The 22,825-nt window shown below is 71.4% G+C and carries 22 protein-coding genes; 6 read left to right on the plus strand and 16 right to left on the minus strand.

From position 1 onward, the window contains the following. Positions 1 to 32 precede the first annotated feature (32 nt). The 4 genes from QSK37_RS16440 to QSK37_RS16455 all read right to left on the minus strand — a co-directional run bounded on the left by QSK37_RS16440 (position 33) and on the right by QSK37_RS16455 (position 4,370). Positions 33 to 860: an ion transporter gene (locus tag QSK37_RS16440; RefSeq protein WP_285621485.1), complete on the minus strand. Its 828-nt coding sequence runs from the start codon at positions 858 to 860 to the stop codon at positions 33 to 35. Positions 861 to 987: 127 nt separating this feature from the next. Beyond that, a complete protein-coding gene (locus tag QSK37_RS16445) occupies positions 988 to 3,231 on the minus strand; it encodes a heavy metal translocating P-type ATPase (protein ID WP_285621488.1) in 2,244 nt (747 codons plus the stop codon). Then, complete coding sequence (locus QSK37_RS16450) at positions 3,228 to 4,115, minus strand: DUF8832 domain-containing protein (protein ID WP_285621490.1); 888 nt, start codon at positions 4,113 to 4,115, stop codon at positions 3,228 to 3,230. Before QSK37_RS16450 ends, QSK37_RS16445 begins: the two co-directional genes overlap by 4 nt. A gap of 45 nt (positions 4,116 to 4,160) precedes the next feature. Continuing rightward, entirely contained in the window at positions 4,161 to 4,370 is a 210-nt protein-coding gene (locus QSK37_RS16455; protein WP_285567564.1) for a heavy-metal-associated domain-containing protein, read from the minus strand. 171 nt (positions 4,371 to 4,541) lie between these two features. Here QSK37_RS16455 and QSK37_RS16460 point away from each other — a divergent pair, with 171 nt between their 5' ends. Continuing rightward, the gene (locus QSK37_RS16460) at positions 4,542 to 4,862 is read left to right on the plus strand and encodes a metal-sensitive transcriptional regulator (RefSeq protein ID WP_285621492.1); all 321 of its coding nucleotides are present in this window, start codon (positions 4,542 to 4,544) and stop codon (positions 4,860 to 4,862) included. Between the two features lie 31 nt (positions 4,863 to 4,893). Here QSK37_RS16460 and QSK37_RS16465 read toward each other — a convergent pair whose 3' ends face one another. The 3 genes from QSK37_RS16465 to QSK37_RS16475 form a co-directional block, all read right to left on the minus strand. Further along, positions 4,894 to 5,133 (minus strand): hypothetical protein, encoded by a 240-nt coding sequence (locus tag QSK37_RS16465; protein WP_285621495.1) that lies wholly within the window; start codon positions 5,131 to 5,133, stop codon positions 4,894 to 4,896. A 63-nt stretch (positions 5,134 to 5,196) separates the two neighbouring features. Further along, entirely contained in the window at positions 5,197 to 6,003 is an 807-nt protein-coding gene (locus QSK37_RS16470) for an HAD family hydrolase (RefSeq protein ID WP_285621497.1), read from the minus strand. 76 nt (positions 6,004 to 6,079) lie between these two features. Further along, positions 6,080 to 6,814 carry a GntR family transcriptional regulator gene (locus QSK37_RS16475; protein ID WP_285622020.1) on the minus strand — a complete coding sequence of 245 codons (735 nt, stop codon included), beginning with the start codon at positions 6,812 to 6,814 and terminating at the stop codon, positions 6,080 to 6,082. A gap of 110 nt (positions 6,815 to 6,924) precedes the next feature. On the opposite strand from QSK37_RS16475, the gene QSK37_RS16480 reads away from it, so the two are divergent. Next, the gene (locus QSK37_RS16480) at positions 6,925 to 7,248 is read left to right on the plus strand and encodes a Gfo/Idh/MocA family oxidoreductase (RefSeq protein ID WP_285621499.1); all 324 of its coding nucleotides are present in this window, start codon (positions 6,925 to 6,927) and stop codon (positions 7,246 to 7,248) included. 248 nt (positions 7,249 to 7,496) lie between these two features. Next, positions 7,497 to 8,987, plus strand: a complete 1,491-nt coding sequence (locus QSK37_RS16485) for a CoA-acylating methylmalonate-semialdehyde dehydrogenase (RefSeq protein WP_285622023.1) — start codon at positions 7,497 to 7,499, stop codon at positions 8,985 to 8,987. A 74-nt stretch (positions 8,988 to 9,061) separates the two neighbouring features. Here the strand turns inward: QSK37_RS16485 and QSK37_RS16490 are convergent, their stop codons facing one another. The 8 genes from QSK37_RS16490 to QSK37_RS16525 form a co-directional block, all read right to left on the minus strand. After that, the gene (locus QSK37_RS16490) at positions 9,062 to 10,708 is read right to left on the minus strand and encodes a hypothetical protein (RefSeq protein WP_285621501.1); all 1,647 of its coding nucleotides are present in this window, start codon (positions 10,706 to 10,708) and stop codon (positions 9,062 to 9,064) included. Positions 10,709 to 10,856: 148 nt separating this feature from the next. After that, the gene (locus tag QSK37_RS16495) at positions 10,857 to 12,350 is read right to left on the minus strand and encodes a hypothetical protein (protein WP_285621504.1); all 1,494 of its coding nucleotides are present in this window, start codon (positions 12,348 to 12,350) and stop codon (positions 10,857 to 10,859) included. A gap of 90 nt (positions 12,351 to 12,440) precedes the next feature. Beyond that, entirely contained in the window at positions 12,441 to 13,697 is a 1,257-nt protein-coding gene (locus tag QSK37_RS16500; protein WP_285621507.1) for a hypothetical protein, read from the minus strand. After that, positions 13,694 to 14,821 carry an N-acetylglucosamine-6-phosphate deacetylase gene (locus QSK37_RS16505; RefSeq protein ID WP_285621510.1) on the minus strand — a complete coding sequence of 376 codons (1,128 nt, stop codon included), beginning with the start codon at positions 14,819 to 14,821 and terminating at the stop codon, positions 13,694 to 13,696. Before QSK37_RS16505 ends, QSK37_RS16500 begins: the two co-directional genes overlap by 4 nt. Continuing rightward, complete coding sequence (locus QSK37_RS16510) at positions 14,818 to 15,576, minus strand: sugar isomerase domain-containing protein (RefSeq protein ID WP_285567546.1); 759 nt, start codon at positions 15,574 to 15,576, stop codon at positions 14,818 to 14,820. The genes QSK37_RS16505 and QSK37_RS16510 overlap by 4 nt, the downstream gene beginning before the upstream one ends. Then, the gene (locus tag QSK37_RS16515; RefSeq protein ID WP_285621513.1) at positions 15,566 to 16,318 is read right to left on the minus strand and encodes a glucosamine-6-phosphate deaminase; all 753 of its coding nucleotides are present in this window, start codon (positions 16,316 to 16,318) and stop codon (positions 15,566 to 15,568) included. The genes QSK37_RS16510 and QSK37_RS16515 overlap by 11 nt, the downstream gene beginning before the upstream one ends. After that, positions 16,299 to 17,561 carry an AGE family epimerase/isomerase gene (locus QSK37_RS16520; protein ID WP_285621516.1) on the minus strand — a complete coding sequence of 421 codons (1,263 nt, stop codon included), beginning with the start codon at positions 17,559 to 17,561 and terminating at the stop codon, positions 16,299 to 16,301. The genes QSK37_RS16515 and QSK37_RS16520 overlap by 20 nt, the downstream gene beginning before the upstream one ends. Beyond that, entirely contained in the window at positions 17,554 to 19,080 is a 1,527-nt protein-coding gene (locus tag QSK37_RS16525; protein ID WP_285621518.1) for a sodium:solute symporter family protein, read from the minus strand. Before QSK37_RS16525 ends, QSK37_RS16520 begins: the two co-directional genes overlap by 8 nt. 106 nt (positions 19,081 to 19,186) lie before the next feature. Here QSK37_RS16525 and QSK37_RS16530 point away from each other — a divergent pair, with 106 nt between their 5' ends. Continuing rightward, the gene (locus QSK37_RS16530; RefSeq protein WP_285621520.1) at positions 19,187 to 20,200 is read left to right on the plus strand and encodes a LacI family DNA-binding transcriptional regulator; all 1,014 of its coding nucleotides are present in this window, start codon (positions 19,187 to 19,189) and stop codon (positions 20,198 to 20,200) included. Between the two features lie 951 nt (positions 20,201 to 21,151). Continuing rightward, positions 21,152 to 21,721 (plus strand): fibroblast growth factor, encoded by a 570-nt coding sequence (locus QSK37_RS16535; RefSeq protein ID WP_285621523.1) that lies wholly within the window; start codon positions 21,152 to 21,154, stop codon positions 21,719 to 21,721. Positions 21,722 to 21,723: 2 nt separating this feature from the next. Here the strand turns inward: QSK37_RS16535 and QSK37_RS16540 are convergent, their stop codons facing one another. After that, positions 21,724 to 22,377 carry a response regulator transcription factor gene (locus tag QSK37_RS16540; RefSeq protein ID WP_285621524.1) on the minus strand — a complete coding sequence of 218 codons (654 nt, stop codon included), beginning with the start codon at positions 22,375 to 22,377 and terminating at the stop codon, positions 21,724 to 21,726. 134 nt (positions 22,378 to 22,511) lie between these two features. Between QSK37_RS16540 and QSK37_RS16545 the strand changes: the two genes are divergently transcribed. Further along, positions 22,512 to 22,817: a trypco2 family protein gene (locus QSK37_RS16545; RefSeq protein WP_285621527.1), complete on the plus strand. Its 306-nt coding sequence runs from the start codon at positions 22,512 to 22,514 to the stop codon at positions 22,815 to 22,817. The last annotated feature ends 8 nt before the right edge of the window (positions 22,818 to 22,825 follow it).

A 22,825-nucleotide genomic window follows, 5' to 3' on the forward strand; every position in this document is an offset into this window, starting at 1 on the left:
CACCTTATCGGAGGTGACTCCGGTTCTCCGGATCATCCGGGGTCGCGGGAGGAACCGGCGGTCGCGGAGTCGGCCGCGAGCCGGTCGATCTTCTCGTTGAGCGCCCGGATCTCGTTCATCAGCGCGGTGTGCTGTGCCCGCTCCAGTTCCTGGTCCTCTTTCCACCGTGAGGCGTTGACCTCGGTCTCCATCGCGGAAACGATCACGCCGATGAGCAGGTTGAGGATGAAGAACGCCGTGACCACGATGAACGTGACGAAGAAGACCCAGGCCAGCGGCTCCTTGGCCATCACGTCCTCCGCGACGCTCGGCCAGTTCTCGACCGTGAGCACCGTGAACATCGTGAACAGCGACTTTCCCAGGTTTCCGAAATGCTGCGGGGCCGCCTCGTGAAAGAGCCGCTCGCCGATGACGGCCGCGACGTAGAGCGACAGCAGCAGGAGGACCAGGATCGAGGCCAGCCCAGGAATCGCGGTGAACAGCGCTGAGACCACCCTGCGCATGCCCGGCACCACGGAGATCAGCCGCAGCACCCGCAGAAACCGGAAGAGCCGGAGGATGGACAGCGACTCCGACGCCGGAACGAGGGCGACGGCGACGATGACCAGGTCGAACCAGTTCCACGGGTCGCGGAAGAACGCCTTTCCCTGTGCGGCGATCCGCAGAACGATCTCAATGACGAAGATCGCGATGACGAACCGGTCGATGACCAGGAAGGCCGTGGAGTGCCCGTCGGCCAGGCCGGGCGAGGTCTCCAGCCCGAGCGCCAGCCCGTTCAACGTGATGACGGCGATGATCGCACGCTGGAACGCCGGAGCGTCCACGAAGACACTGAGGCGTTCACGCGAAAAAGCGGGCAAGTCAGCACTCCAGACCGTAAGACGCCTCTGACCGCCCAAAACCCTACAAGTCCCCTGCGCCACACCCCCGCTCGGACGACCGCGGCCCGGTTCCGGCCGGTGGCCGGAACCGGGCGTCAGGTGCCTCTCAGCGGGCCGGCTGGAACCGGCGGAGCCGCAGGCTGTTGCTGACCACGAAGACGCTGGAGAACGCCATCGCGGCACCGGCGAGCATCGGGTTGAGCAGGCCGGCGGCGGCCAGGGGCAGGGCGGCGACGTTGTAGGCGAAGGCCCAGAACAGGTTGCCCTTGATGGTGCCGAGTGTGCGGCGCGACAGGCGGATGGCGTCGGCGGCGGCGCGCAGATCGCCGCGTACGAGGGTCAGGTCGGCGGCCTCGATCGCCACGTCGGTGCCGGTGCCCATGGCCAGGCCCAGGTCGGCCTGGGCGAGGGCGGCGGCGTCGTTGACGCCGTCGCCGACCATCGCGACGGTCCTGCCCTCGGCCTGCAGGCGTTTGACGACGTCGACCTTGTCGGCGGGCAGGACCTCGGCGATGACCTCGTCGATGCCGGCCTCGGCCGCGATCGCGCGGGCCACGGTCTCGTTGTCGCCGGTGAGCAGGACCGGCCGTAGCCCCAGCGACCTCAGCCGGGTGATCGCCTCGGCGCTGGTGTCCTTGATGGTGTCGGCGACGACGAGGACCGCGCGGGCCTCGCCGTCCCAGCCGACCGCGACGGCCGTGCCGCCGTCGGCCTCGGCGGCGACCTTGGCGCGTTCCAGCTCGGCGGGCAGGTGCTGGGACCACTCGTCCAGCAGGCGCGTACGGCCGACCAGCACGGCGTGCCCGTCGACGACGCCCTGGACGCCGAGGCCCTCGACGGCCGCGAAGTCCTCCACCGGCGGCAGGTCGCCGACCCGCTGGACGGCCCCCCTCGCGATGGCCTGGGCGATCGGGTGTTCGGAGGAGTCCTCCAGCGCTCCGGCGAGGCGCAGCACCTCGTCGGCGTCCTGGCCGTCGGCGGTGATGACGTCGGTCAGGGTCATCTTGCCGGTGGTGACGGTGCCGGTCTTGTCCAGCACGACCGTGTCGATCCGCCGAGTGGACTCCAGAATGTGCGGGCCCCGGATGAGGATGCCGAGCTGGGCGCCGCGACCCGTACCGACCAGGAGGGCGGTGGGAGTGGCCAGGCCGAGCGCGCACGGGCAGGCGATGATGAGGACCGCGACGGCCGCGGTGAAGGCCGCCGTGACGCCGCCGCCCGTACCGAGCCAGAACCCGAGGGTGGCCACCGCGAGCGTGATCACGATCGGCACGAAGATCCCGGAGACCCGGTCGGCGAGGCGCTGCACCTGCGCCTTGCCGCTCTGGGCCTCCTCCACCAGCTTGGCCATCTGCGCGAGCTGGGTGTCCGAGCCGACCCTGGTCGCCTCGACGACCAGGCGGCCGCCTGCGTTGACGGTGGCGCCGACGACGGCGTCGCCGACCCCGACCTCGACCGGCACGGACTCCCCGGTGAGCATGCTCATGTCGACCGCCGAGCCGCCCTCGACCACCACGCCGTCCGTGGCGATCTTCTCGCCGGGCCGTACGACGAACCGGTCGCCGGTGGTGAGCCGCTCGACGGGGACGCGTTCTTCGCGGCCGTCGCGCAGCACGGCGACGTCCTTCGCGCCCATCTCCAGCAGCGCCCGCAGCGCGGCCCCGGCGCGCCGCTTGGAGCGGGCCTCGAAGTAACGGCCGGCCAGGATGAACACCGTCACCCCGGCGGCGACCTCCAGGTAGATCTCGCCCGCGCCGGAGACGCGCCCGACGGTGAGGGTGAACGGGTGCCGCATGCCCGGTTCGCCGGCGGTGCCGAAGAACAGCGCGTACAGCGACCAGCCGAACGCCGCGATCGTGCCCAGCGACACCAGCGTGTCCATCGTCGCGGCGCCGAGCCTGAGGTTCTTGTACGCGGCGCGGTGGAACGGCGCCGCACCCCAGACCAGCACCGGTGCCGCCAGCGTCAACGAGGCCCACTGCCAGTACGTGAACTGCAGGGCGGGAATCATCGCCAGCGCGATCACGGGTACGGCCAGCACGGTGCTGACCAGGAGCCGGTCGCGCAGGGCGCGTACGGTGGCGTCCTCGGCCTCCGGCGCCGTCTCCTCCTCGTCCGGCTTCGGCGGGGCGGGGAGGGCGGCGGTGTACCCGGCCTTCTCCACCTGGGCGATCAGGTCGTCCGGGGAGACGCCGGGCTCGAAGGCGACGCTGGCCTTCTCGGTGGCGTAGTTGACCGTCGCGGTGACGCCCTCCAGCCGGTTGAGGCGCTTCTCGACGCGGTTGGCGCACGACGCGCAGGTCATGCCCCCGATCACCAGCTCGACCCGCTCGGGTGCCGTGGTGCTCATGAGCCCTCCTTCGTCGGGGAAGCGACGGCCGTCACGGTGAACTCGGCGGTGTGGACCGCGCCGTCGTGCTGGAAGTCCAGGTAGAGACGGTACGAGCCGGCGGACGGCACCTCGGCGTGGAAGGTCACGGTCGGCCCCGGCTTCGTCCTGCCGTCGCCCGGCTCGCCGTCCGGGTGGACGTGCAGGTAGGCCAGGTCGCCCACACGAAGCGCCACCAGGTGCCCGTACGCGGCGAGATAGGGCTGAAGGTCGGTGACCGGCCGGCCGTCCCGCGAGACCGTCAGGTCGAGCCGGCTCTCCCGGCCCGCCGTCAACGCGCCCTTGAGGGTGACGGTGTAGCCGTCGACGGAGGCGGTCGTGGCCGGGGCGGGCAGCGGCCGCGGGGTCGTCTCGCCCGCGACCTCGGTGTCGATGCCGAGCGTCAGCGGGTCGGCGCCGGCGGGCTTGAAGTCGGCGAACGCCCGGTAGGCGCCCGGCCCGCCGAAGGGTGCGGCGACCCGCCAGGTGCCGTCGGCGTCCATGGCGGGGTGCACGTGCCGGAAGCCGGACAGGTCGCGGCGGACGACGATGAGGTGCATCCGCTTGTCGTGCTCGGTGTCGAACGCCGTCACCGCCCGCCCGTCCGGGCCGATGATCCGGAAGGCGAACGTCCCGGTGGACGCGGTAGTGGTGGTGAGGGTGTAGCCGTGGTCGGAGACGAGCAGCCCTCCGGGCATGGTCGCGTGCGTCATGTCATGGCCGGTGTGCTGCTCCATGTCGTTGTGGGAGGCGTTCGGCCGATCCGCGGCTCCGACGGGACCGGCCAGGCGGCCGGCCCCGAGCGCCGCGCCGAACACCGCCGCCAGCCCGATCGTGAAGATGCCGAGCCTGGCCGGTGTGTTCATCGCTGCCTTCCTTCGCTGCTCTCAGGCCCCCCGGAGCGGGCCCGGTCAGGAACCGGTGACCTCATAGCCGGCCTCGTCCACCGCGTCGCGTACCGCCTGCTCGTCGAGGGGGGCCGTGCTGGCGACGGTGACCGTCCCGGAGGCCAGGTCGACGTCGACGTCGGTGACACCGTCGATGGCCCCGACCTCCGCGGTCACCGCGGAAACGCAGTGGCCGCACGTCATGCCCTTGACCTTGTACTGGGTCGTCGTCATCTGTGCTCTCCTTCGGCGATGTCGGTGACCGCTCCATTACGGCTGACTCCTAAGGTACCCATACCGGGTATATGGATAGCAGGGGCCTGCGCCTCAGCGAGGCAGATACCCCTAGGGGGTAACTTGAGAGGACCATAACATACCCCATGGGGGTTTGCTAGAGTCGGCCTCATGAGCACGGAGAGGTCCGCGCAGGCCGCTTCCGCCCCGGCGGCTCGCGGCTACAGCGCGACCAAGGACCAGCTGCGCACCCGCCTGCGCCGCATCGAGGGCCAGGTCCGCGGCGTCCAGGGCATGGTCGACGAAGACCGCTACTGCATCGACGTCCTCACCCAGATCTCCGCGATCCAGGCGGCGCTGGACAAGGTCGCCCTCGGCCTGCTGGACGACCACGTGAAGCACTGCGTCAAGGAGGCGGCCACCGAGCAGCGCACCGACGAGATGACCACCGAGATGATGGCGGCCGTCGCCCGGCTCATGCGGCGCGGCTGATCAGCGCACCGCCGCCGGAGTGGACGAGGCGTTACTGGACGGCGCCGTCGGTGAGCATGACCTCGCGGATCCCCTCTCGGCCGGACAGGCGCGGCAGGAGATCGTCGGTGGACCCGCGGCCGGACAACTCGAGCAGGACGCCGACCAGTGAGGCGGAGGCGCTCGCGTCCGTGCCGGCGACGCGCAGCCCCGAGACGTGGAAGCCCGCGCTGGTGCAGTCGTCGATGATGGCGCGCAGCAGACCCTGACCCTCGACGTAGTCGATGCGCACCTGGAGCGGATCGCTCGCCGAGCGCGGGATCCGCCGCGTCCGACGACGTGAGCACGGTCAGCATCATTCCGGCTTCCCGTCGGCGAGGATCCGGTCGACGAGGTCGGCGACGGCTCCGTCGGCGCAGCCGCCGACCACGATGTCGGCCGCCGCCCGCGTCTCCGGGTGCCCGTCGCCGACGGCGGCGCCGAGGCCCACGGCCGTCATCATGTCGATGTCGTTGGGGTTGTCACCGATGGCCGCGACGCGTGACAGGTCGATCCCCTCCCGCTCGGTGAGCCACCGCAGCGCGGGGCCCTTCCCCGCGTCGGCCGGCAGGATCTCCAGGTAGGTGTCCTCGGACTGGAGCAGCCTTACGCCGGGACACCGCTCCGCGACCAGCGCGGCGAGCCCGTTCAGCGGTGGGGCGGGCGCGATGAGCATCGCCTTGGTCAGCGGCTCGGCCGGGGCGTCCGTGCGAAGCGTGATGCCGTCCCGGCGCGCGTAGTCGGCGAGTGCCGGGGCCGCACGCAGCGCGTAGGCGTTCTCTCCGGCGAACCCGACGGCGCCGACGCCGGCCGGCAACTCCGGCAGCACCGCGTTCCGCAGGCAGGAGTCGTCGAGCCGCAGGTCGAGAAGGCGCCTGCCGGTGGCGGGGTCGACGACGCGAGCCCCGTTGTAGAGGATCATCGGCGTGTCGAGGCCGAGGTCGCGGTGGTAGCGGCCGGCGGACTCCTCGTTGCGGCCGGTGGCGATGTAGACGGTGCCGCCGCGCTCGCGGTAGCGCCGCAGCGCGTCGGCGCTGCGGGCCACGATCCGCAGGTCGCGGCCGACGAGTGTGCCGTCCAGATCGGTGACCAGCCAGGGGAAGAGCGGTCCGGCGGCGCTCACGGGCGGCATCAGCCGACCCGCCCGTTCGCGGCGGCCCGGCACTCGTGGCAGACGACCAGCGCAGCCACGGAGCGGCTCAGCGGGCCCGCAGGGTCATCTCGAAGGAGTAGAGGTCGGCCCGGTACAGGTGGAATCCGTACTCGATCGGGCGTCCGGCGTCGTCGTACGCGGTGCGCGACATGGTCAGCAGGGGCGCTCCCCGCGTCTCCCCGAGCAGGCGCGCCTCCCCGGCCGTGGCGCGCCGCGCGCCGACGGCCTGCTCGGCGATCTGGATGGTGACGCCGACCGCACGCAGCAGTTCGTACAGGCCGCGCCGGTTCAGGTCGTCCTCGGTGACGTCGATGAGGCCGGCCGGCAGGTGGTTGTGCATGATGGCGAGCGGTTCGTCACCGGCATAGCGCAGCCGCCGTACGGACAGCACGTCGGCTGCGGGCTCCACCTGGAGCGCGGCCGCGACGTCACCGCCGGCGGGGACGGTGTGGAAGGACAGCACCTCGGTGCGCGGCTCCCGGCCGTCGCGGGCGAGGTCCTCGTACAGGCTGGTCAGCTCGACCTGCCGGCGGACCCGGTTGTGCACGACCTGCGTGCCGAAGCCCCGCTTGCGGGCCAGCATGCCCTTGTCGACGAGGTGCTGGATCGCCTGGCGCATGGTCGGCCGGGAGACGCCGAGCTGGTCGGCGAGCGTGATCTCGTTCTCCAGGCGGACGCCCTGGGCCAGCGTGCCGGACTCGATGAGGTCCTGGAGCCGCTCCGCCACCTGGAAGTACAGCGGCACCGGGCTGCTCCGGTCGATCGTGATCAGTTTCCCGATGGGCTCCACGCGAACTCCTCAGGGCGACGTACCCCCCAGTATGCCCCATCTATGGCTTAAGCTCCTTACGTCAGCATGTCAGGACAAAGTATTGACTCTTCCGCCGTGGCGTGGATAGAACTACCTGGTCATCCCCCATCGGTCGGACACCGACCACCGAAGGCGAGCAACTCCATGCGCATTGGGCTTCTCGGCGCAGGCCGGACGCCACCCCCACCGGCACGCACGCCGAGCACATCCGCGCCGGTGTCCGCGCCGGTCTGCCGATCTTCTGCGAGAAGCCGGTGGCCGGCGACATCGACGAGACGCGGGACGTCCTCGCCGAGGTCACGGCCGCCGCGGTCCCGCTCCATGTCGGCTTCCAGCGCCGCTTCGACGCCGGCTACCAAACGGTCCGCCAGGCCGTACGGGACGGACGGCCCGGCCGCCTGTGAAGCTCGCCGCTCCGGAGCGCGAGGTGTTGCACGGTCGACGGGCTCCGCGACGCGCTGGCCACGGCGAAGAAGTCCCCGCGCACGACCGTCATCCAGATCGAGACCGACCCGCTCGTCCCCGCTCCGGACTCCGGCGCCTGGTGGGACGTACCGGTCGCCGAGACGTCCGCGCTCGACACGACGCGTGCCGCCCGGGCCTCGTACGAGACCGCCCGGCGCGCCCAGCGCCACCACCTGTGAGAGGAACCCTGATGCGCACGATCGACCACTGGATCGCCGGGGCGCCGGCCCGCGGCGTGAGCGGCCGGACCGCCCCGGTATGGCAGCCGGCCACCGGCGTCCCGCAGGCCGAGGTGCCGCTCGGCGGCACCGCGGAGGTGAACGACGCGGTGGCCGCCGCGCTCAAGGCGTACGAGACCTGGTCCGGCATGTCGCTGACCCGCCGCGTCCGCATGCTGTTCGCCTTCCGCGACCTGCTGGAGCGTCACGAGGACGAGCTGGCGCGGATCGTCGCCGCCGAGCACGGCAAGACGATCGACGACGCACGCGGGGAGGTCGTCCGCGGACGCGAGGTGGTGGACTTCGCGTGCGGCATCCCCCACCTGCTCAAGGGCGGTTACTCTCCCCACGTCTCCACCGGCGTGGACTCGCACTCGCTGCGGGAGCCGGTCGGGGTGTGCGCGGGGATCACCCCGTTCAACTTCCCGGTCATGGTGCCGCTGTGGATGCACCCGATCGCGATCGCCTGCGGCAACACCTTCGTGCTGAAGCCGAGCGAGCGGGACCCGTCCGCGTCGGTGCGGGTGGCGGAGCTGTACGCCGACGCGGGCCTGCCCGACGGGGTGTTCAACGTGGTGCACGGCGACAAGACGGTGGTCGACGCGCTGCTCGACCACCCCGACGTGGCCGCCGTGTCGTTCGTCGGCTCGACTCCGGTGGCCGAGTACGTCTACGGCCGTGGCACCGCAGCGGGCAAGCGGGTGCAGGCGCTGGGCGGCGCGAAGAACCACGCCGTCGTCCTGCCCGACGCCGACCTCGACGACACCGTCCGGCAGATCGCCTCGGCGGCCTTCGGCTCGGCCGGGCAGCGGTGCATGGCGCTGTCCGCGGTCGTCGCCGTCGGCGACGTCGCGGACCCTCTGGTCGACCGGCTCGCCGCCGCGGCCCGCTCGGTGCGGGTCGGACCGGCCGACGACCCGCGCAGCGAGATGGGACCGCTGATCAGCGCGGCGGCACGGGACCGGGTCGTCGACCTGGTCGGGCAGGGGGTGGCCGCGGGCGCCCACCTGGTCGTCGACGGCCGCGCGGCGCACCCCGGCGACGGCTTCTTCGTCGGCCCCTGCCTCTTCGACCATGTCACGCCGGACCACCCGATCTACCAGGAGGAGATCTTCGGACCCGTCCTGGTGGTCCTGCGGGCCGCGACGTTCGAGGACGCGATCGCGCTCGTCAACGGAAGCCCCTACGGCAACGGCACCGCGCTGTTCACCTCCAGCGGCGAGGCCGCGCGGCGCTACGAACGGCAGGTCGCCGTCGGCATGATCGGCATCAACGTGCCGATCCCCGTGCCGATGGCGTACTACTCCTTCGGCGGCTGGAAGGCCTCGCTGTTCGGCGACACGCACGTCCACGGCGCCGAAGGCGTGGCCTTCTACACGAGAGGCAAGGTCGTCACGTCGCGGTGGCCGCGCCCGCAGACGGCGGAGCGCGTCAGCTACCGCTTCCCCCAGGCCGAGTGATGGCGGGGGCCGGCCGCGCTCCTCGCGCGGCCGGCCGTCCCTTCGCGGTGACGAGGCGAAGGTAGGGAGAACCGTCAGTGATGGCCGCGCAGCGTCGGGTAGTTCTCCAGCAGCATGACGGCGAACCAACCGGCGTGCTCCTGGTTGCCCGGGTCGGTGACTCTCAGGGAGCCGTCGCTGTCGAGGATCCAGCCCTCGCTGATGGGCTGGGTGACGTCGGGGTAATAGTGCCGCAGGAACTGGTCGAGTTGGCCGATCCTGGCGGTGTCTCCGGCTTGGTGGGCCTGGGCCCATTCCCAGGCCAGCCCCTTGGTGAGGACCCAGTCGTTGTGGCCGGTGAATGCGTAGTCCGACATCGAGGACAACATGCGTACTCCGGACCAGTCTCGGCTCTCATGGGCCATGTACGCCGCGACGGTGTTCCGCATGATGGTTCGGTCGAGGCCGTACCACGAGAACGCGATGGGAGAGAGGTTGACGAACGTCCACCCCGCGGTGAACTCGGCCGGGTCCTTTCCGTCGTACCACGCCCCGTAGACGGGCTTCCCGTCGACGTTCGTGATCAGGTTCTGCTTGATCCCGCGCGAGATCCGGTCCGCGGTCTGTGCCCACCGGTGCGCGTCGTCGGCGGCGCCCAACTGCCCCGCCAAGGGCACCAACTCGTGGAGAGCCTGTGCGGTAACGGTGTTGGTCAGCAGGTCGTAGACGTTGTTGTACCCCTCGTCGTCCAGGATCGGGTTGCGGATGAGGTTCAGCTCGTCCGACAGGTACCCGGGCTGGTTCAGGTGGTGGTCGGCGTACTCGCGCACCAGCGGCCACGTCTGTGCGACGAAGGCGCGGTCGCCGCGGTTGGCCCGCACGTACCGGGCCCAGGCGAGCAGCACGCTGTACTTCTCGTCGACCTCATCCCACGCGTCGTAGCCGGAGAGGGCGAAGTCGTGCGTGTGCTCCCGGAAAGCCGCGCCCGCCTTGGCATCTCCCCACCAGGTGACCCCACCGGAGGAGCCGGTGCCGGAGAGGGACAAGGTGTACCCGCCCGAGGGCACCCCGGTCGACAGCGGCGGCGCGAACCGGAAGGTCACCCAGCCTCCGTTCGCGGGAAGCTCGCTGACCGGCAGTGTGGCTTTGTCGACCACCACGCTCCGGGAGTCCCGCACCGCACGCAGCGTCGCGGTGACCGTGCCGTGCGCCGCCGTAGACCGGCTCAGCCATGCGTCCACGGCGGTCACGATCCCGGGTGCCGGCATCGACTGGGTGAACTCACGGCCCCCGCCCAGGCCGACGACCGCGTGTCCGACCTGGGTTTGCTGCCCGTCTGGGGCGAGGGTGTCACTCAACGGGAAGATCCGGTGCGGGATGGTCGGCTGCCCCGACGCGGCCGTGTAGCCCAGGATGTACCGCAGGATCCTCCGGGCCTGCGGGTAATCACGGCCCAAGATCAACGCCAGGGCGTTGACCGACGCGTCCCGGGTGTACATCCCCCCGTAGTAGCCCTTGAGCGACGTAGGCGCGTATCCCCGCTCACTCACCCGGTCCCGCAGGCTGGCGTAGGTACTCGCGAACAGGGCCCGCTCGTATTCAGGTGGTAGCCCTCTGCCCGACGTCAAGGCGGGCTGTGTCGCCGTCGTGGCGGCGGGCGAGGCGACAGCGGGTACGGCCGGCGCCATGACGACCGCACAGGCGGCGGTCAGCGAGAGCGGGACGAGTCGGTGCAGTCTCATGAAGTTCTCCAAATACCGGTGCCGATGCCGGCCCTATCGCGTTCTGTGGACACCCTCGGACTCGCGAACATCCCCGACGGACAGCTCTGGAGCGACCGGGCGGTCGGCCGCGCGACGCGCGCGGCCGACCGCCCGACGGTGCGACCGGTTATGACGCGAACGCCCTGGCCACGGCCTGGAAGACGTGGCTGGGGAGGTCGGCGTCGTAGACGTTCATCTCCGGGATGAGGTTGCCGAAGGTGGACGCGGTCTGCCAGCTGCCCGGTGTCTCGAAGCCGGGGTCGGTGACGTCGAACCCGGAGGTCTGGACCGTGTCGAACGCGGTCAGCGACCGGTAGTTCGCCGCCTGGTCCTCGTACAGCCGGAACGTCAGCGTCGCCTGCTTCTTGCCGCGCAGGTAGCCCGGGTCGATCTCGATCGGGCCCTCATTCTGCATCCACCGGAACTCGTGGTTGCCGCCGGACATGTCGGTCGCGATGTCGGAGGACCAGACGACGTGCCCGTCGACGAGCACCTGCATGAGCCGCCCGGGCGTCGGCGTGCTGTAGAAGCGGTTGTAGCGCCAGAGCGAGATGGTGTAGCGCGGCGCGGCGGGGTCGACGCGCACGGTCTGGGACGCCGACTCGTAGGCGCCGGCCGGGGTCGAGCCGCCGTAGTTCTGGAACACCAGGCTGCCGCGCCCGTACATGGCGAGCAGGTCGGAGCTCACGGCCGGGGCGCCCAGGTGCGGCGTGCCGTACGAGGCGATCCCCTCGATGCGGCCCTGGCGCGCGTAGCCGAGCCCGACGTCGAGGGCGCGCTTCGCATAGTCGGGGGTCGGCTCGTCGAAGGTGCTGTACCGACCCGTGTAGATCATCAGCACCACCTTGGTGTGGTACTTGTCCGCGTGCGGCAGGATCGTGTCCAGCTCGGGGCCGAGCGTCGAGGTGACCTGCGTGTTGTAGTACGGGTAGTCACGGAACGGGAAGATGATGCCGCGGATGTACGGCGCGTACTTCTCATAGAAGGCGTCGTTGACGGCCGTCGGGTAGTAGGCGGTGGTGTACAGCCCGAGGTCGGGGTTGATGCCGTCGGTGATCTGCTTGATCTGCCGCATGTAGTCCGGTGTGAACGTCTGCGAGTTCTGCCCGTTCGTGAAGTCGTCGATCGCCCACCCGGTGAGGTTCGGGTACCGGGTCGAGAGCTGGGCGATCTCGCGGGCCCAGGACAGGTAGTCCGTCTTGTACGGCTGTGAGCACCAGCTGACGCACTCGGACGGCGGGACGATGTACGCCCACACGTTGATGCCGGCCCGCTTCGCGGCGGCCATGAACTCGCCGCTCAGGTCCTGCCAGTCGGCCGGCGAGTGCCAGACGAGGAACAAGAACGTGTTGACGTGGAGCTTCTTCAGCTGGCTGATCGTCGCCGGGGTGTCGACGTGGTAGTAGCCGTCGGCCCGCGGCCGCTTCTCCCTGATCTCCGTGTCGATGGTGTTGCCGCCGGGGTAGCTCGCCAGGACGGTGCCCTTCGGCAGCGTGCTCGCCGCCGGCCGCCCGCCGGTGAGAGCGTTCGCCCGGGGCGTCGTGCCGCCCCAGGTGAAGCCCACCAGCATCACGGCCACGGCGAACGCGGCGACGGTCGTCACCCAGAATCTTCGCGACATGCGGTTCCCTTCTCGTGCGGTGACGGGACAGGCGCTCGACCGCGGGCTGCTCCCCCGCCAGCGGCTCCGCGTCGCGCGTAGAGGGGTCGGTCAGAGGCCGCTCGCCAGGCCGACGGCGGCGTCGGCCAGAGACTCGGCGGCGCCGGGCGCGAACGGGGCCGGCATGCCGTAGTAGCGGTGTGCGTCCTCCACCTCGTATCCGCCCTGGTCGAGCTCGGTGACGGGCGGCAGGTAGCCGGGGCAGCCGTCGCTGTAGCCGATGACGATGACGTCGCCCGGCACCCGGGCGGCGATGTCGCGAGCGGTCACCGAGAACGGCTCGCCCGGCAGCGCCACCAGGCGCAGGCTCCCCCACCGCAGCACGGTGACCCGGCCGGTCCAGGACGTCCGGGTCCGCGGGGCGACGTCCCGCGCCCACGCGAGCCAGGCGCGCAGCAGCTCACGCCGGCCCGCGTCGGCCTGCGGCAGCTCCCGCTCCCACCGCGCGACCAGGGCCGCCGTCTCGGCCGGATCCGCCGTCCGCAGGGGCAGCCGGACCTCCTGCGACGCCCCGCCCGTTCCGGTGCCGGCGTCCGCGTTGGTCTTGGCGGTCGGGACGGCGAGCGCCGCCTCGGCGATCCGCCGGCCGATCCGCCCGGCCGCGGCGAACGTGCGCTCCGCCGACGCGCCGGCCGACATGGACGCGTAGGCGCTGTGCCCGGTGTTGAGCTCGCCGCAGCATCCGGTGAGGAACAGGCACACCGAGCCCGGCTCGGCCTCCTCCATCACCGTGCGCACCACGCCGGGATAGTCCGCCGTCCAGTGCCGGTTGTCCGCGCCGAGCACGACGGGATGGCAGGCGTAGCCGACGATCGACGCGGCGCAGGTGCCGTCCGCCCGCCGGAAGCGGACGACGCCCAGCGGCGCGTACACCGGTCCGTCGGCGCGCCGCCGATTGCGCGCGATCCCGGGGTCCGGCCCGGTTCCCACCTCGATCGACGCGGGTTCGCGCGCCGAACGAGCGGCGCGGGCGGCGGCCACGCACGTCGCGTACAGCCGCGCCTGGTAGTCCGCGTCCACCGGGCCGCCGAGCCGTCCGGGCATGGTCGCCGGTCCGCCGTGCGTGTGCGTCGCCGCGACCACTACGGACCCGCAGTCGGCCAGTTCGGCGCGGACCCGGGCACAGAAGTCCTCGTGCAGCCCGCAGGCATCGACGGTGATCAGGACGCTGTCGTCCACGGCGAGCGCCCGCACGGTGAGCGGATCGTGCGCGCCGGCGGCCGGTCCGGTGCGGGCGGCGAACCCCGACATGGCCAGGCCGGGCGGCGGCGTGCAGTCGCGGACCGCGGCCCCGACCCGCGCGGTCACCGGCTCACCACCGGCGTCCCGGCGACGACGACCGTGCGCACGTCCAGGGTGGTGTCGCCCGGCCGCCAGGCGAAGGTGATCAGGTCGGCGGGCGTCCCGGGCCGCAGCACGCCGCGGCCGCCGGTGAACCGGCCCGGGTTGGCCGATGCCAGTCGCAGCGCGGTGGACAGGGTGAGGTCGGCCATGGAGATCGCGGTGGCCACCCCGTCGGCCAGCGACCGGGACGCGCCGGCCAGGTAGGGCGTGCCGACATAGGACAGCCGGCCGTCCTCGGACAGTTCCACCTCGCCGCCGACCGCGGTCCGGTAACGCCCCGGCGACATCCCGCCGAGCGCGGTCGTGTCCGAGACGAGGTGGGAGCGTTCGATCCCCTTGGCCCGGAGCATGGCCCGGAAGGCGTCGGCCGGCAGGTGGTGGCCGTCGGCGATGAACCCGGCGTACAGCCGGTCGTCGGCGAGCTGGGTCCACAGGTGGTTGGGGTGGCGCGGAAGCATGGCGTGCGCTCCGTTGCCGAGGTGCGTCGCCAGCTCGGCCCCGGCGTCGACGGCACGGGTGATCTGGGCGGGATCGGCGTGCGTGTGCCCGATCGCGCAGCGCACCCCGAGGCGTACGGCCCCGGCGATGAGGTCGATCGCCGCGTCGTCGTGCGGGGAGACCGTCAGCATCCCGACGAGGTCGCCCCAGCGGCGCACCTCCTCCAGGTCGGCACGCCGGATGTACCGCGGGTCGTGCACGCCCCGCGGGCCGTCCTCGGCCGAGATGAACGGCCCCTCCACGTGGGCGTACGGGATCGCGTGCGCGACCAGCGGATCGGCGGCGCGCGCCCGAGCGACGGCGGACAGCGCGGCCCGGATGTCCTCCTCCGGCGCGGTCACGATGGTCGGCACCACGGTCGTCACTCCGGCGCGCCATACGGCGTGCACCAGCTCCGTCACGACCGTCTCGTCCACGTCGGCGGCGTTGACGTCGTGCCCGGCGAAGCCGTTGACCTGCAGGTCGACGAGGCCGGGCGCGAGCCAGAGCTCCGCCGGTCCGTCCGTGGCGCGGACCTCGGCGATCCGCCCGTCCTCGACGGAGACCCGCAGCGTACGCCCGGTCGCCGGGTCGCGGCCGGTGAGCCTCACAGCTTCCGCACCCGGGAGCGGAAGGCGTCCAGGAACCGGGAGTTCGCCTCGTCACCGCCCGGCGCGTTGCCGCTGCGCCACACCGGCGGCTCCACCCCGGACTCGACCAGCCGCTGCACGGTGCGCAGGACCAGGGCGTTGAGCGCGTACGCGTTGGCGAACGTGGACACCGCCGCGAGCGGCTCGGCCACGCCGTCCATCGTGATCAGCGCGTCGCCGATCGGCACCTTCGTGTCGATCGCGATGTCCACCAGGTCGTGCAGGTTCGCCTTGGTCGGATGGCGGGCCGGGTGATCCGGGTCGGTCCGCTCGGCGTGCTCGCGCGAGCTGACGCCGATCAGCGTCACGCCCCGCTCCCTCGCCTCCAGCGCGGCGTCGATGAGCGCGGCGTTGATGCCGTACGCGTTGACGAGGATCAGCAGGTCGTCGGGGGTCAGCCCCGCATCGGCGATCACGACGCGTCCGTACCCCGGAGTGCGCTCGATGGCCATCGACCGCAGCGCCCCGTTGGACAGCAGCGTGCCCTCGTCCAGGATGGCCGAGACGTGCATCAGCCCGCCGGCGCGGAAGAAGACCTCCTGCGCGGCGAGGTTCGAATGACCGCCGGGCCCGAAGATGTGCACCAACCGGTCCGCCCGTACCTGCTCGGCGACCCGGTCGGCGGCCCGCAGGATCGCCTCGGACTCCTCCTCGTGGATGCGTTCCAGCAGCGCGGTGACCTCGCGCAGATAGGTCAGGGTCGGGTCAGCGGACATCGGGGGCGGACTCCTCGTCGACGTAGATGGTGCAGCGGGGGTGGGTGCGCAGCGCGCTCGCCGGCAGCCGGCCGTCGATCGGGCCGTACAGGGCCCCGGTGACCGCCGCCCGCTTCTGGGCGCCCGGCACCATGCAGAACACCTCGCCGGCGGACAGCAGCGCCGGCACGGTGAGGGTGACGGCCCGCCGCGGCACCTCGTCCGGCGTCGTGAAGGAGCCGTCGTCGACCTGCTGGCGGCGGCAGACCTCGTCCAGTTCGACGACCTTCACCAGCGCGGGGTCGTGCAGGTCGGCGGGCGGGTCGTTGAACGCCAGGTGCCCGTTGACGCCGATGCCGCAGCAGACGATGTCGATCGGCGCCGCGGACAGCAGCCCGGCGTACCGCTCCGCCGTCACCTCCGGGTCGTCGCCCGGGTCGATCAGGTGCGCGGCGCCGATCGGGACCCGGTCCAGCAGCGCCGTACGCAGCCAGTTCCCGAAGCGCCGTGGGTCGTCGGCGGCCAGTCCCAGGTACTCGTCCATGTGGAAGGCCGTGACCCGCGTCCAGTCGATGTCCGGCCGGCCGGCCAGCGTCCGCAGGGCCGCCTCCTGACTCGGCGCCGAGGCGAAGATCATCCGGACCTCCGGCCGGTCCGCCAGGAGGCGGACGAGCGCGTCGGCGATGTCCCGCCCGGCGGCACGGCCCAGTGCCTCGGTGTCGGGCAGGCGGCGGACGACGGGTTTATAGGTGGTGTCGGGCATCGGAATTCGTGTTCTCCCCCAGTTCGGCCAACAGCAGCAGGGCCCGCGCGATGTGGAAGGGATCCTTCACCGGCAGGGCCACGACCTCGTCCAGCGGGGTGCCGTCGCGCGCGCGGATCTGCGTCCACTCGCGGCCGGGCCCCTCCGGGAAGGTACGGAACGTGTAGTCGCGTACCCGGTCGTGCCATTCCCCGAGCCGCTCGTCGTCGTGCCGCTCGGCGAGCAGCGCCGTGGCGTACAGCGCCTCGGCGTGCGGCCACCACAGCTTGGTGTCCCACGTCCGCACGACGAGGTCCTCGTACGGGTCGCCGAGCAGGTCGCCCCGTGGCGCGCCGCCCTCGACGTCGACGTACCGGAGCAGGCCGCCGTCGCGCCGGTCCCAGCCGAGGTCGAGCGCTGCCAGCGCCGTACGGGCCGGCCAGCCGGGGTCCGGCAGGACGTCGGCGACCGCGGGCACCTGGTCGGCGGCCCATGTGAGGAACCAGGCGAACTCCAGCAGGTGACCGGGCGTACGGTGCCGGGCCAGGAGAGACGACTCCGGTCCCGGGCGCCGGAGCGCCAGGTCCCGTACGTCGGTGCCGTCGACGAAGCCGCCGGTCAGGGCGGTACGCGCGGCGGCCAGCGCGATCCGGCCGCCATGCCGCGACCCGGTCGCGGCGTGCAGCTCCGCGGCGACGTGCATCAGCATCATCGGCTCGGCCAGACCGCGGAACCGCGGGTCGACCGGATACGGCTCGGTCCGCGCGGTGCCGGCCGCGATCCGCTCGTGCGCGGACACGAGGAGCTCCTCGGCGAGGCCGCCCCACCGCCCGGCCGCCGCCCCGTCGGCGAGCGCCAGCCCGGCGAACCCGAGCGCGGCGAACAGGTCGGCGAACACACTGGCGTGCGGGTCGCCGTCCGGCCCGTACGGCCGGACCGTGCCGTCCCCCGCCGTCACGTAGGCGGTCGTGCCGTCGCCGAGCAGGGCGTGCTCGGCGACGAACTCGCCCGTCGCGACGGCCTGGGCGAGCAGGTCGTCGGCGTCCAGGGAGACCGTCCCGCGCCGGGCGGCCCGTGAGAGCCGGGCCAGAAGCCACGCCCACCGGCCCTGTGACCAGGTGTACTTGTCCGGGGAGACCAGCGTGTCACCGGAGTTGGCGAAGCAGGTGTGCACCCCGCCCAGCTCCCGGTCCGGCCCGTGCGCGAGCCACCAGGCGAGGACGTCGTTCTCCAGGTGCTCCCGGTAGCGGCGGGCGTCACGCATGGGCGATCGCCTGTTCGGGCGCCGGGCCCCCGTCCGTGCCCAGCGCGTCGATCAGCTCGTCGGAGGCCGGGTCCCGCCACGGGCGCACCAGTCCGGTCACGGTGAACACCACGAACGCCACGATGACCGGGCCGGCGACGGTGACCGTGGACACCCAGTTCGCGCCGAGCCGCGCCACCTGGCCGTCGAAGACGTACTTGGTCAGCGCGAACACGATGAGGCCGGCCGCCCAGGACAGGATCGCCGCCGAGGGACCGCTGCGCCGGAACCAGGGCAGCATGCCGAACAGCATGGGGATCGCGATCGGGCCGACGAGCGCGCCGAACCAGAGGATGAGCAGGCCGAGGACGCCACCGAAGTGGTCGGAGGTCAGCGCGATGACCAGCGACAGGGCGATGAAGGAGAAGGTGGCGATCCGGCCCGCCGTCAGTTCGGTGCGGGGACTCAGGCTCGACCGGCCGCGCATCAGCCCCGGAATGATGTCCCGTACCACCACCGCGGAGATGGCGTTGGCGTCCGAGGAGGTCATCGCCATCGTGTGCGCGAACATCCCGGCCAGCACCAGGCCGATCAGCCCGCTCGGCAACAGGTGCGTGGTGAGCAGGGCGTACGACTGCTCCGGCGCCTTCAGGTTGGGCAGCAGGAGCGGCGCGGCCCACATCGGGAAGAACAGCACGAGCGGCCACACCAGGTAGAGGGCGCCGGACAGCACGGCCGCGCGCCGTGCCTGCGCGGCGTTCCCGGCCGCGATGAAGCGCTGGGCGAGGTTCCACGTGCCGCCGTTGTAGGACAGCGTGTCGATCAGCAGGTAGACGAGGAAGAACACCACGGTGTAGCTGCCGGCGAACGGCTTGGCGTGGCCGGCGGGCAGCCGGTCCCAGATCGTCCAGACCGCCGAGACCCCGCCGAGCTTGGACAGGGTGACGACCAGCATCGCCACTCCGGCGGCGAGCTGGATGACGAACTGCCCCAGGTCGGTCAGCGCGTCGGCCCACAGCCCGCCCACCGTGGAGTAGACCAGCGTCACTCCGCCGGTCAGCAGCACGCCCCAGTGCAGCGGCACGCCGGCGAAGACGTTCAGCAGCACGGCGCTGGCCGTCCACTTGGCGCCGACGTCGAAGATCTTCAGCGCCGCGCCGCTCCACGCGAGCACCTGCTGCGCGGGGAGGTTGTAGCGGGTGGTGAGGTACTCCAGCGGGGAGATGATGCCGAGGCGCTGCCGCAGCCGGGGCCACTTCGGCGCGAACAGCACCGAACCGACCGCCATCGCGAACACGATGCCGATCGCCCACCAGACGTACAGGGCGAAGCCGGTGGTGTAGGCGATGGCCGCGTACGCCACGAAGACGGCCGCGCTGTAGCCCGACATGTGGTGGGAGATGCCGGCGAGCCACCAGGGCATCCGCCCGCCGGCGGTGAAGAAGTCGCGGGCGTCGTGCACCCGGGACTTGGCCCACCAGCCGATCACGATCATCAGTGCGAAGTACAGCGACAGCACGATCCAGGCGACAGAACCCACGACCAACCTCCGGGGTAGGACTGGTTGCGTACATTGTCATGCAACCGGTTGCACATCAAGGGTTCAGCGCACCTTTTCGTGTTACTTGTGCGCTAACGTTTTCCTCATGGCGAGCCCAGACGGGAGCCCCACGGCCGCGGTCCCGACGATCAGCGTGATCGCCAAGGAGCTGGGGGTGTCCCGCTCGACGGTCTCGCGCGCCTTCACCCGGCCGGACCTGCTGAAGCCGGAGACCGTCGAGAAGGTGCTGGCCAAGGCACAGACCCTGGGCTACGTGCCGAACAAGGTCGCCCGCGCGCTCTCCACCGGCCAGAACGGCGTCATCGCGCTGATCGTGCCGGACATCGCCAACCCGTTCTTCCCGCCACTGATCCGCGCCGCCCAGGTCGACGCGGACCGGCAGGACTTCTGCGTGCTGCTCGGCGACTCCGCGGAGAACCCGGCGCAGGAGAGCCGCCTGATCACCCGGTTCACCCCGCAGGTCGACGGTTTAGTGCTCGCCGCCTCCCGGCTGGACGACGCCGCCCTCGCCGAGCACGCGCGACGGCGGCCGGTGGTCCTGATCAACCGGGACGTACCGGGGATGCCGCGGGTGCTGACAGACTCCCACACGGGGTTCATGCAGGCGATCGCGCATCTGGCCGAACTCGGCCACGAGCATCTCGCCTACGTCGGCGGGCCGCCCGGGGCCTGGTCGGACCACCAGCGACGGCGCGGGATCGCCGCCGCCCGCACCGACCACGGCATGACGCTCACGACGTTCCAGGCGGAACCCGCGACGTACGACGGCGGCAAGGCGACCGTGGAGGCCATCCTCGCCTCCGGCGCCACCGCGGTCCTGGCCTACGACGACGTCGTGGCGCACGGCGTCCTGGCCGGTCTCACCGAGCACGGCGTACGGGTGCCGGAGGACATGAGCGTGGTCGGCTGCGACGACGTCTTCGCCGCGACGACGTACCCGCCCCTCACGACCATCTCCCTGCGCTGCGCGGAGGCCGGAGAGATCGCCGTGTCGGTGCTGCTGGACCTCGTGGCCGGCCGGAGCGTCGGCGACGTCCGCCACAGCCTCGACTCACACCTGATCGTCCGCGCGACCACGGGCCCGGCGCCGCGCGCCTGACCCCGTCCGCCGCACTCATGTGGGCGTTCGCGAGGCCCGCTTGGACAATGAGCCGGGACGGTCGCTCGGAGGATGGATGGCATCGCATGGCCGGTGATGACCTGATATCGATCCTGCCCTCGGTTCTCGGGGGGTTCTGGTTCGCCGACGAGGTTCATCGGTTCGACGGTGATCCCGCGCGTCACGGGCGCTGCCGCGCCGTCATCGAGGACGCCGCCGAACGCGACCGTGTCGCGCGGTACCTGCGCGGAGCTCAGGTGATCGAACAGAGCGAGGCATGGCTGTTCACGCTGTTCCGTGGACGCGGACTCCGCCGCGAGGTGCCGCTCTCCTACTACACCGACGGCACGTGGATCTGGTCGGACGCCTGCGCCTACCACCTGATCGCCCACCACCACGCGCCGCAACCGGAGTTCCTCGATCACATCGCCGCGAGCGGATACCGGTGCGCTCCCGTCCCGCCGGTCGTGCTCGCGACGGCGCGATCCGCCCTTCACACCCATCGCGGGACCGCGGACGAGCAGCTGTCGCGCCGATCCGGCCCCGACGGCTGCGCGATCGACCGGTCGGGCTGGGCGAACTGCGAAGGGATCCGGGGCCACCGTCACGAGGTCTTTCCGGTGGCCACCGAGATACTGGGAGAGTTCGGCCTGCTCGATGTGGACTTTTCGGGAATCCACCTCCATTTCTTTCCTCTGGACACGTGGATGGATCCGGCGGAGTACGCGGGGTTCGCCGACGACATCGGAGCACGGCTCTTTCCGATCGCCTTCATCGAGCACGCCTATGGGGAAAGCGTCTACGGCATGCTTCGGCGATCTCGACCGCGCGTTCACCGAGCCATGCGGAAATGTCCTCACCGCGTACCGAAGCCCTGCGCCAGCCCAGCTTGCGCGCCAGTGAGGCATCGACCTTCGCGATCGCGGAACGAATCCCCGCGTCGCCGTCGGGATGGCCGGCATCGAGGCGGAAGGAACCGCCGTCGAGGCTTGTCCCGGCGCGTTCCGACGGCTGGGTCCTCTCGGCGACGAACTCGGCCCGCCGAGCGCCGACGACATCCGAGCGTGGTTCCTCTCGAAAGGTTCCTCGCATTTCGACCTGCGCCGGACCCACACGCTGGCGGCCGGTACCGTCGCGTTCGGCGACGGACGGCGCGGCTACGTGGTCGCCGGCACGGACGCCTCCGTCCGCGACGAGTTGATCCACCGGCTCCACAACGCCGTCCGAAGATTCGAACGGGCGCTTCACGGCCGGGAGCTGCGCGTCCTCGAACGCAAGGACGTCACCCGCGACGACCCCCACGGTCAGCTGGTGGTGACCGCGGACACCGCGGCCGGCGCCCTGCGGATCAGCCTCGCCGAGGAGGGTTGGTTCGTGGCACCCGACACCCCGGGCGCCGAGAGCCGGCGTCTTCGCAGGCTCGACAAGACCACCGACGTCCGCGTCAAAGGTCGTGACAGCTTCGACGATCTGGCCCACGACATCCACGCGATCCTGATCGCGAACGCACTCCGCGACTGAGGTCAGGGCGGCGGTGATGTGCGCTCCGCGGCGCGGGAGAGCACGGCGAAGGCCCGGCGCGTCGTGTCGGCCTCCGGCTCCAGCCCGAGCTTCGTGAAGACCTCGGTGACGACCTTGACCACGGTGGCCTCGTCGAACCACAGCCGCGCGGCGATCGCGTCATCGGACCACCCTTCCGCGACCAGCCGTACCACCTCACGCTCCACCGTGCCGAGGCTCCGGAGTTCCGGCACCCAAGTGCAGGCGAACAGGTTCCCGATCACTTCCTCGTCAAAGCCGAACCCACCCGAGGCGACCCGGCGGAGCGCGAGGACGACGTCCGCGGGCCGGTTGAGACTCCCCGCCTGCAGATATCCGACACCGCCGCCGACGGCCACCAGATCCTCCGTATAGGACACTTCGACGAACCTTGACAGAAGCACGACCCCGGCCGCCGGATCCCCGCGCCGGAGGTTCAACGCCGTCCCTATCTTGCCGTGATCCGCGTACGACGGACCGACCGTCGTCACCACCACGTTCGGCCGCTCTCGCCCGGCCGCCCGCATCAGCGCCGAGAACCCGCCGGCCGTGGCGGTCACCTCCGCACCGTACGATCCACCCAGTTCGGCCGTGCGGTCGGCGAGAGGGGCGTCGTCGCCGCCGACCATGATCCGCATCTCGCCAGTGTGCACGACCGCCCGAGGGGTTCCTGCGCTTCTCCGTCGGCACCGCTGAGAAGCGGCCGAAAACCGTGGACGATCATGGGCCTGTTCCTATGGCATGCTGGCGAGAACAACGGCGGGAGATGAATGTGATCGAGCTGGCCGACGTCGTCAAGGATCTGCGCGATGAGTTGTATCGGGCGATCGACGGAGGCGAGGACGAGCCGCTCCAGTTCGAAGTCGGCTCGATCGAGCTGGAGCTCAGCGTGAGCGTCGAGCAGACCGACGGCGTTCACGGCAAGGTCCGCTTCTGGGTCGTCGACCTGGGCGCCGACCTGAGCGACAAGAACATCTCCACACAGCGGCTGAAGCTCACGCTCACCCCGACTCTCCAGACCGGCGACGGCCGGATCACTCCACGGGTGTCCGGTGCGGCCGAAGACGGAGAGGACTGACCCGGCGG

The organism is Actinoallomurus iriomotensis (assembly GCF_030269445.1).
Taxonomy (GTDB): Bacteria; Actinomycetota; Actinomycetes; order Streptosporangiales; family Streptosporangiaceae; genus Actinoallomurus; species Actinoallomurus iriomotensis.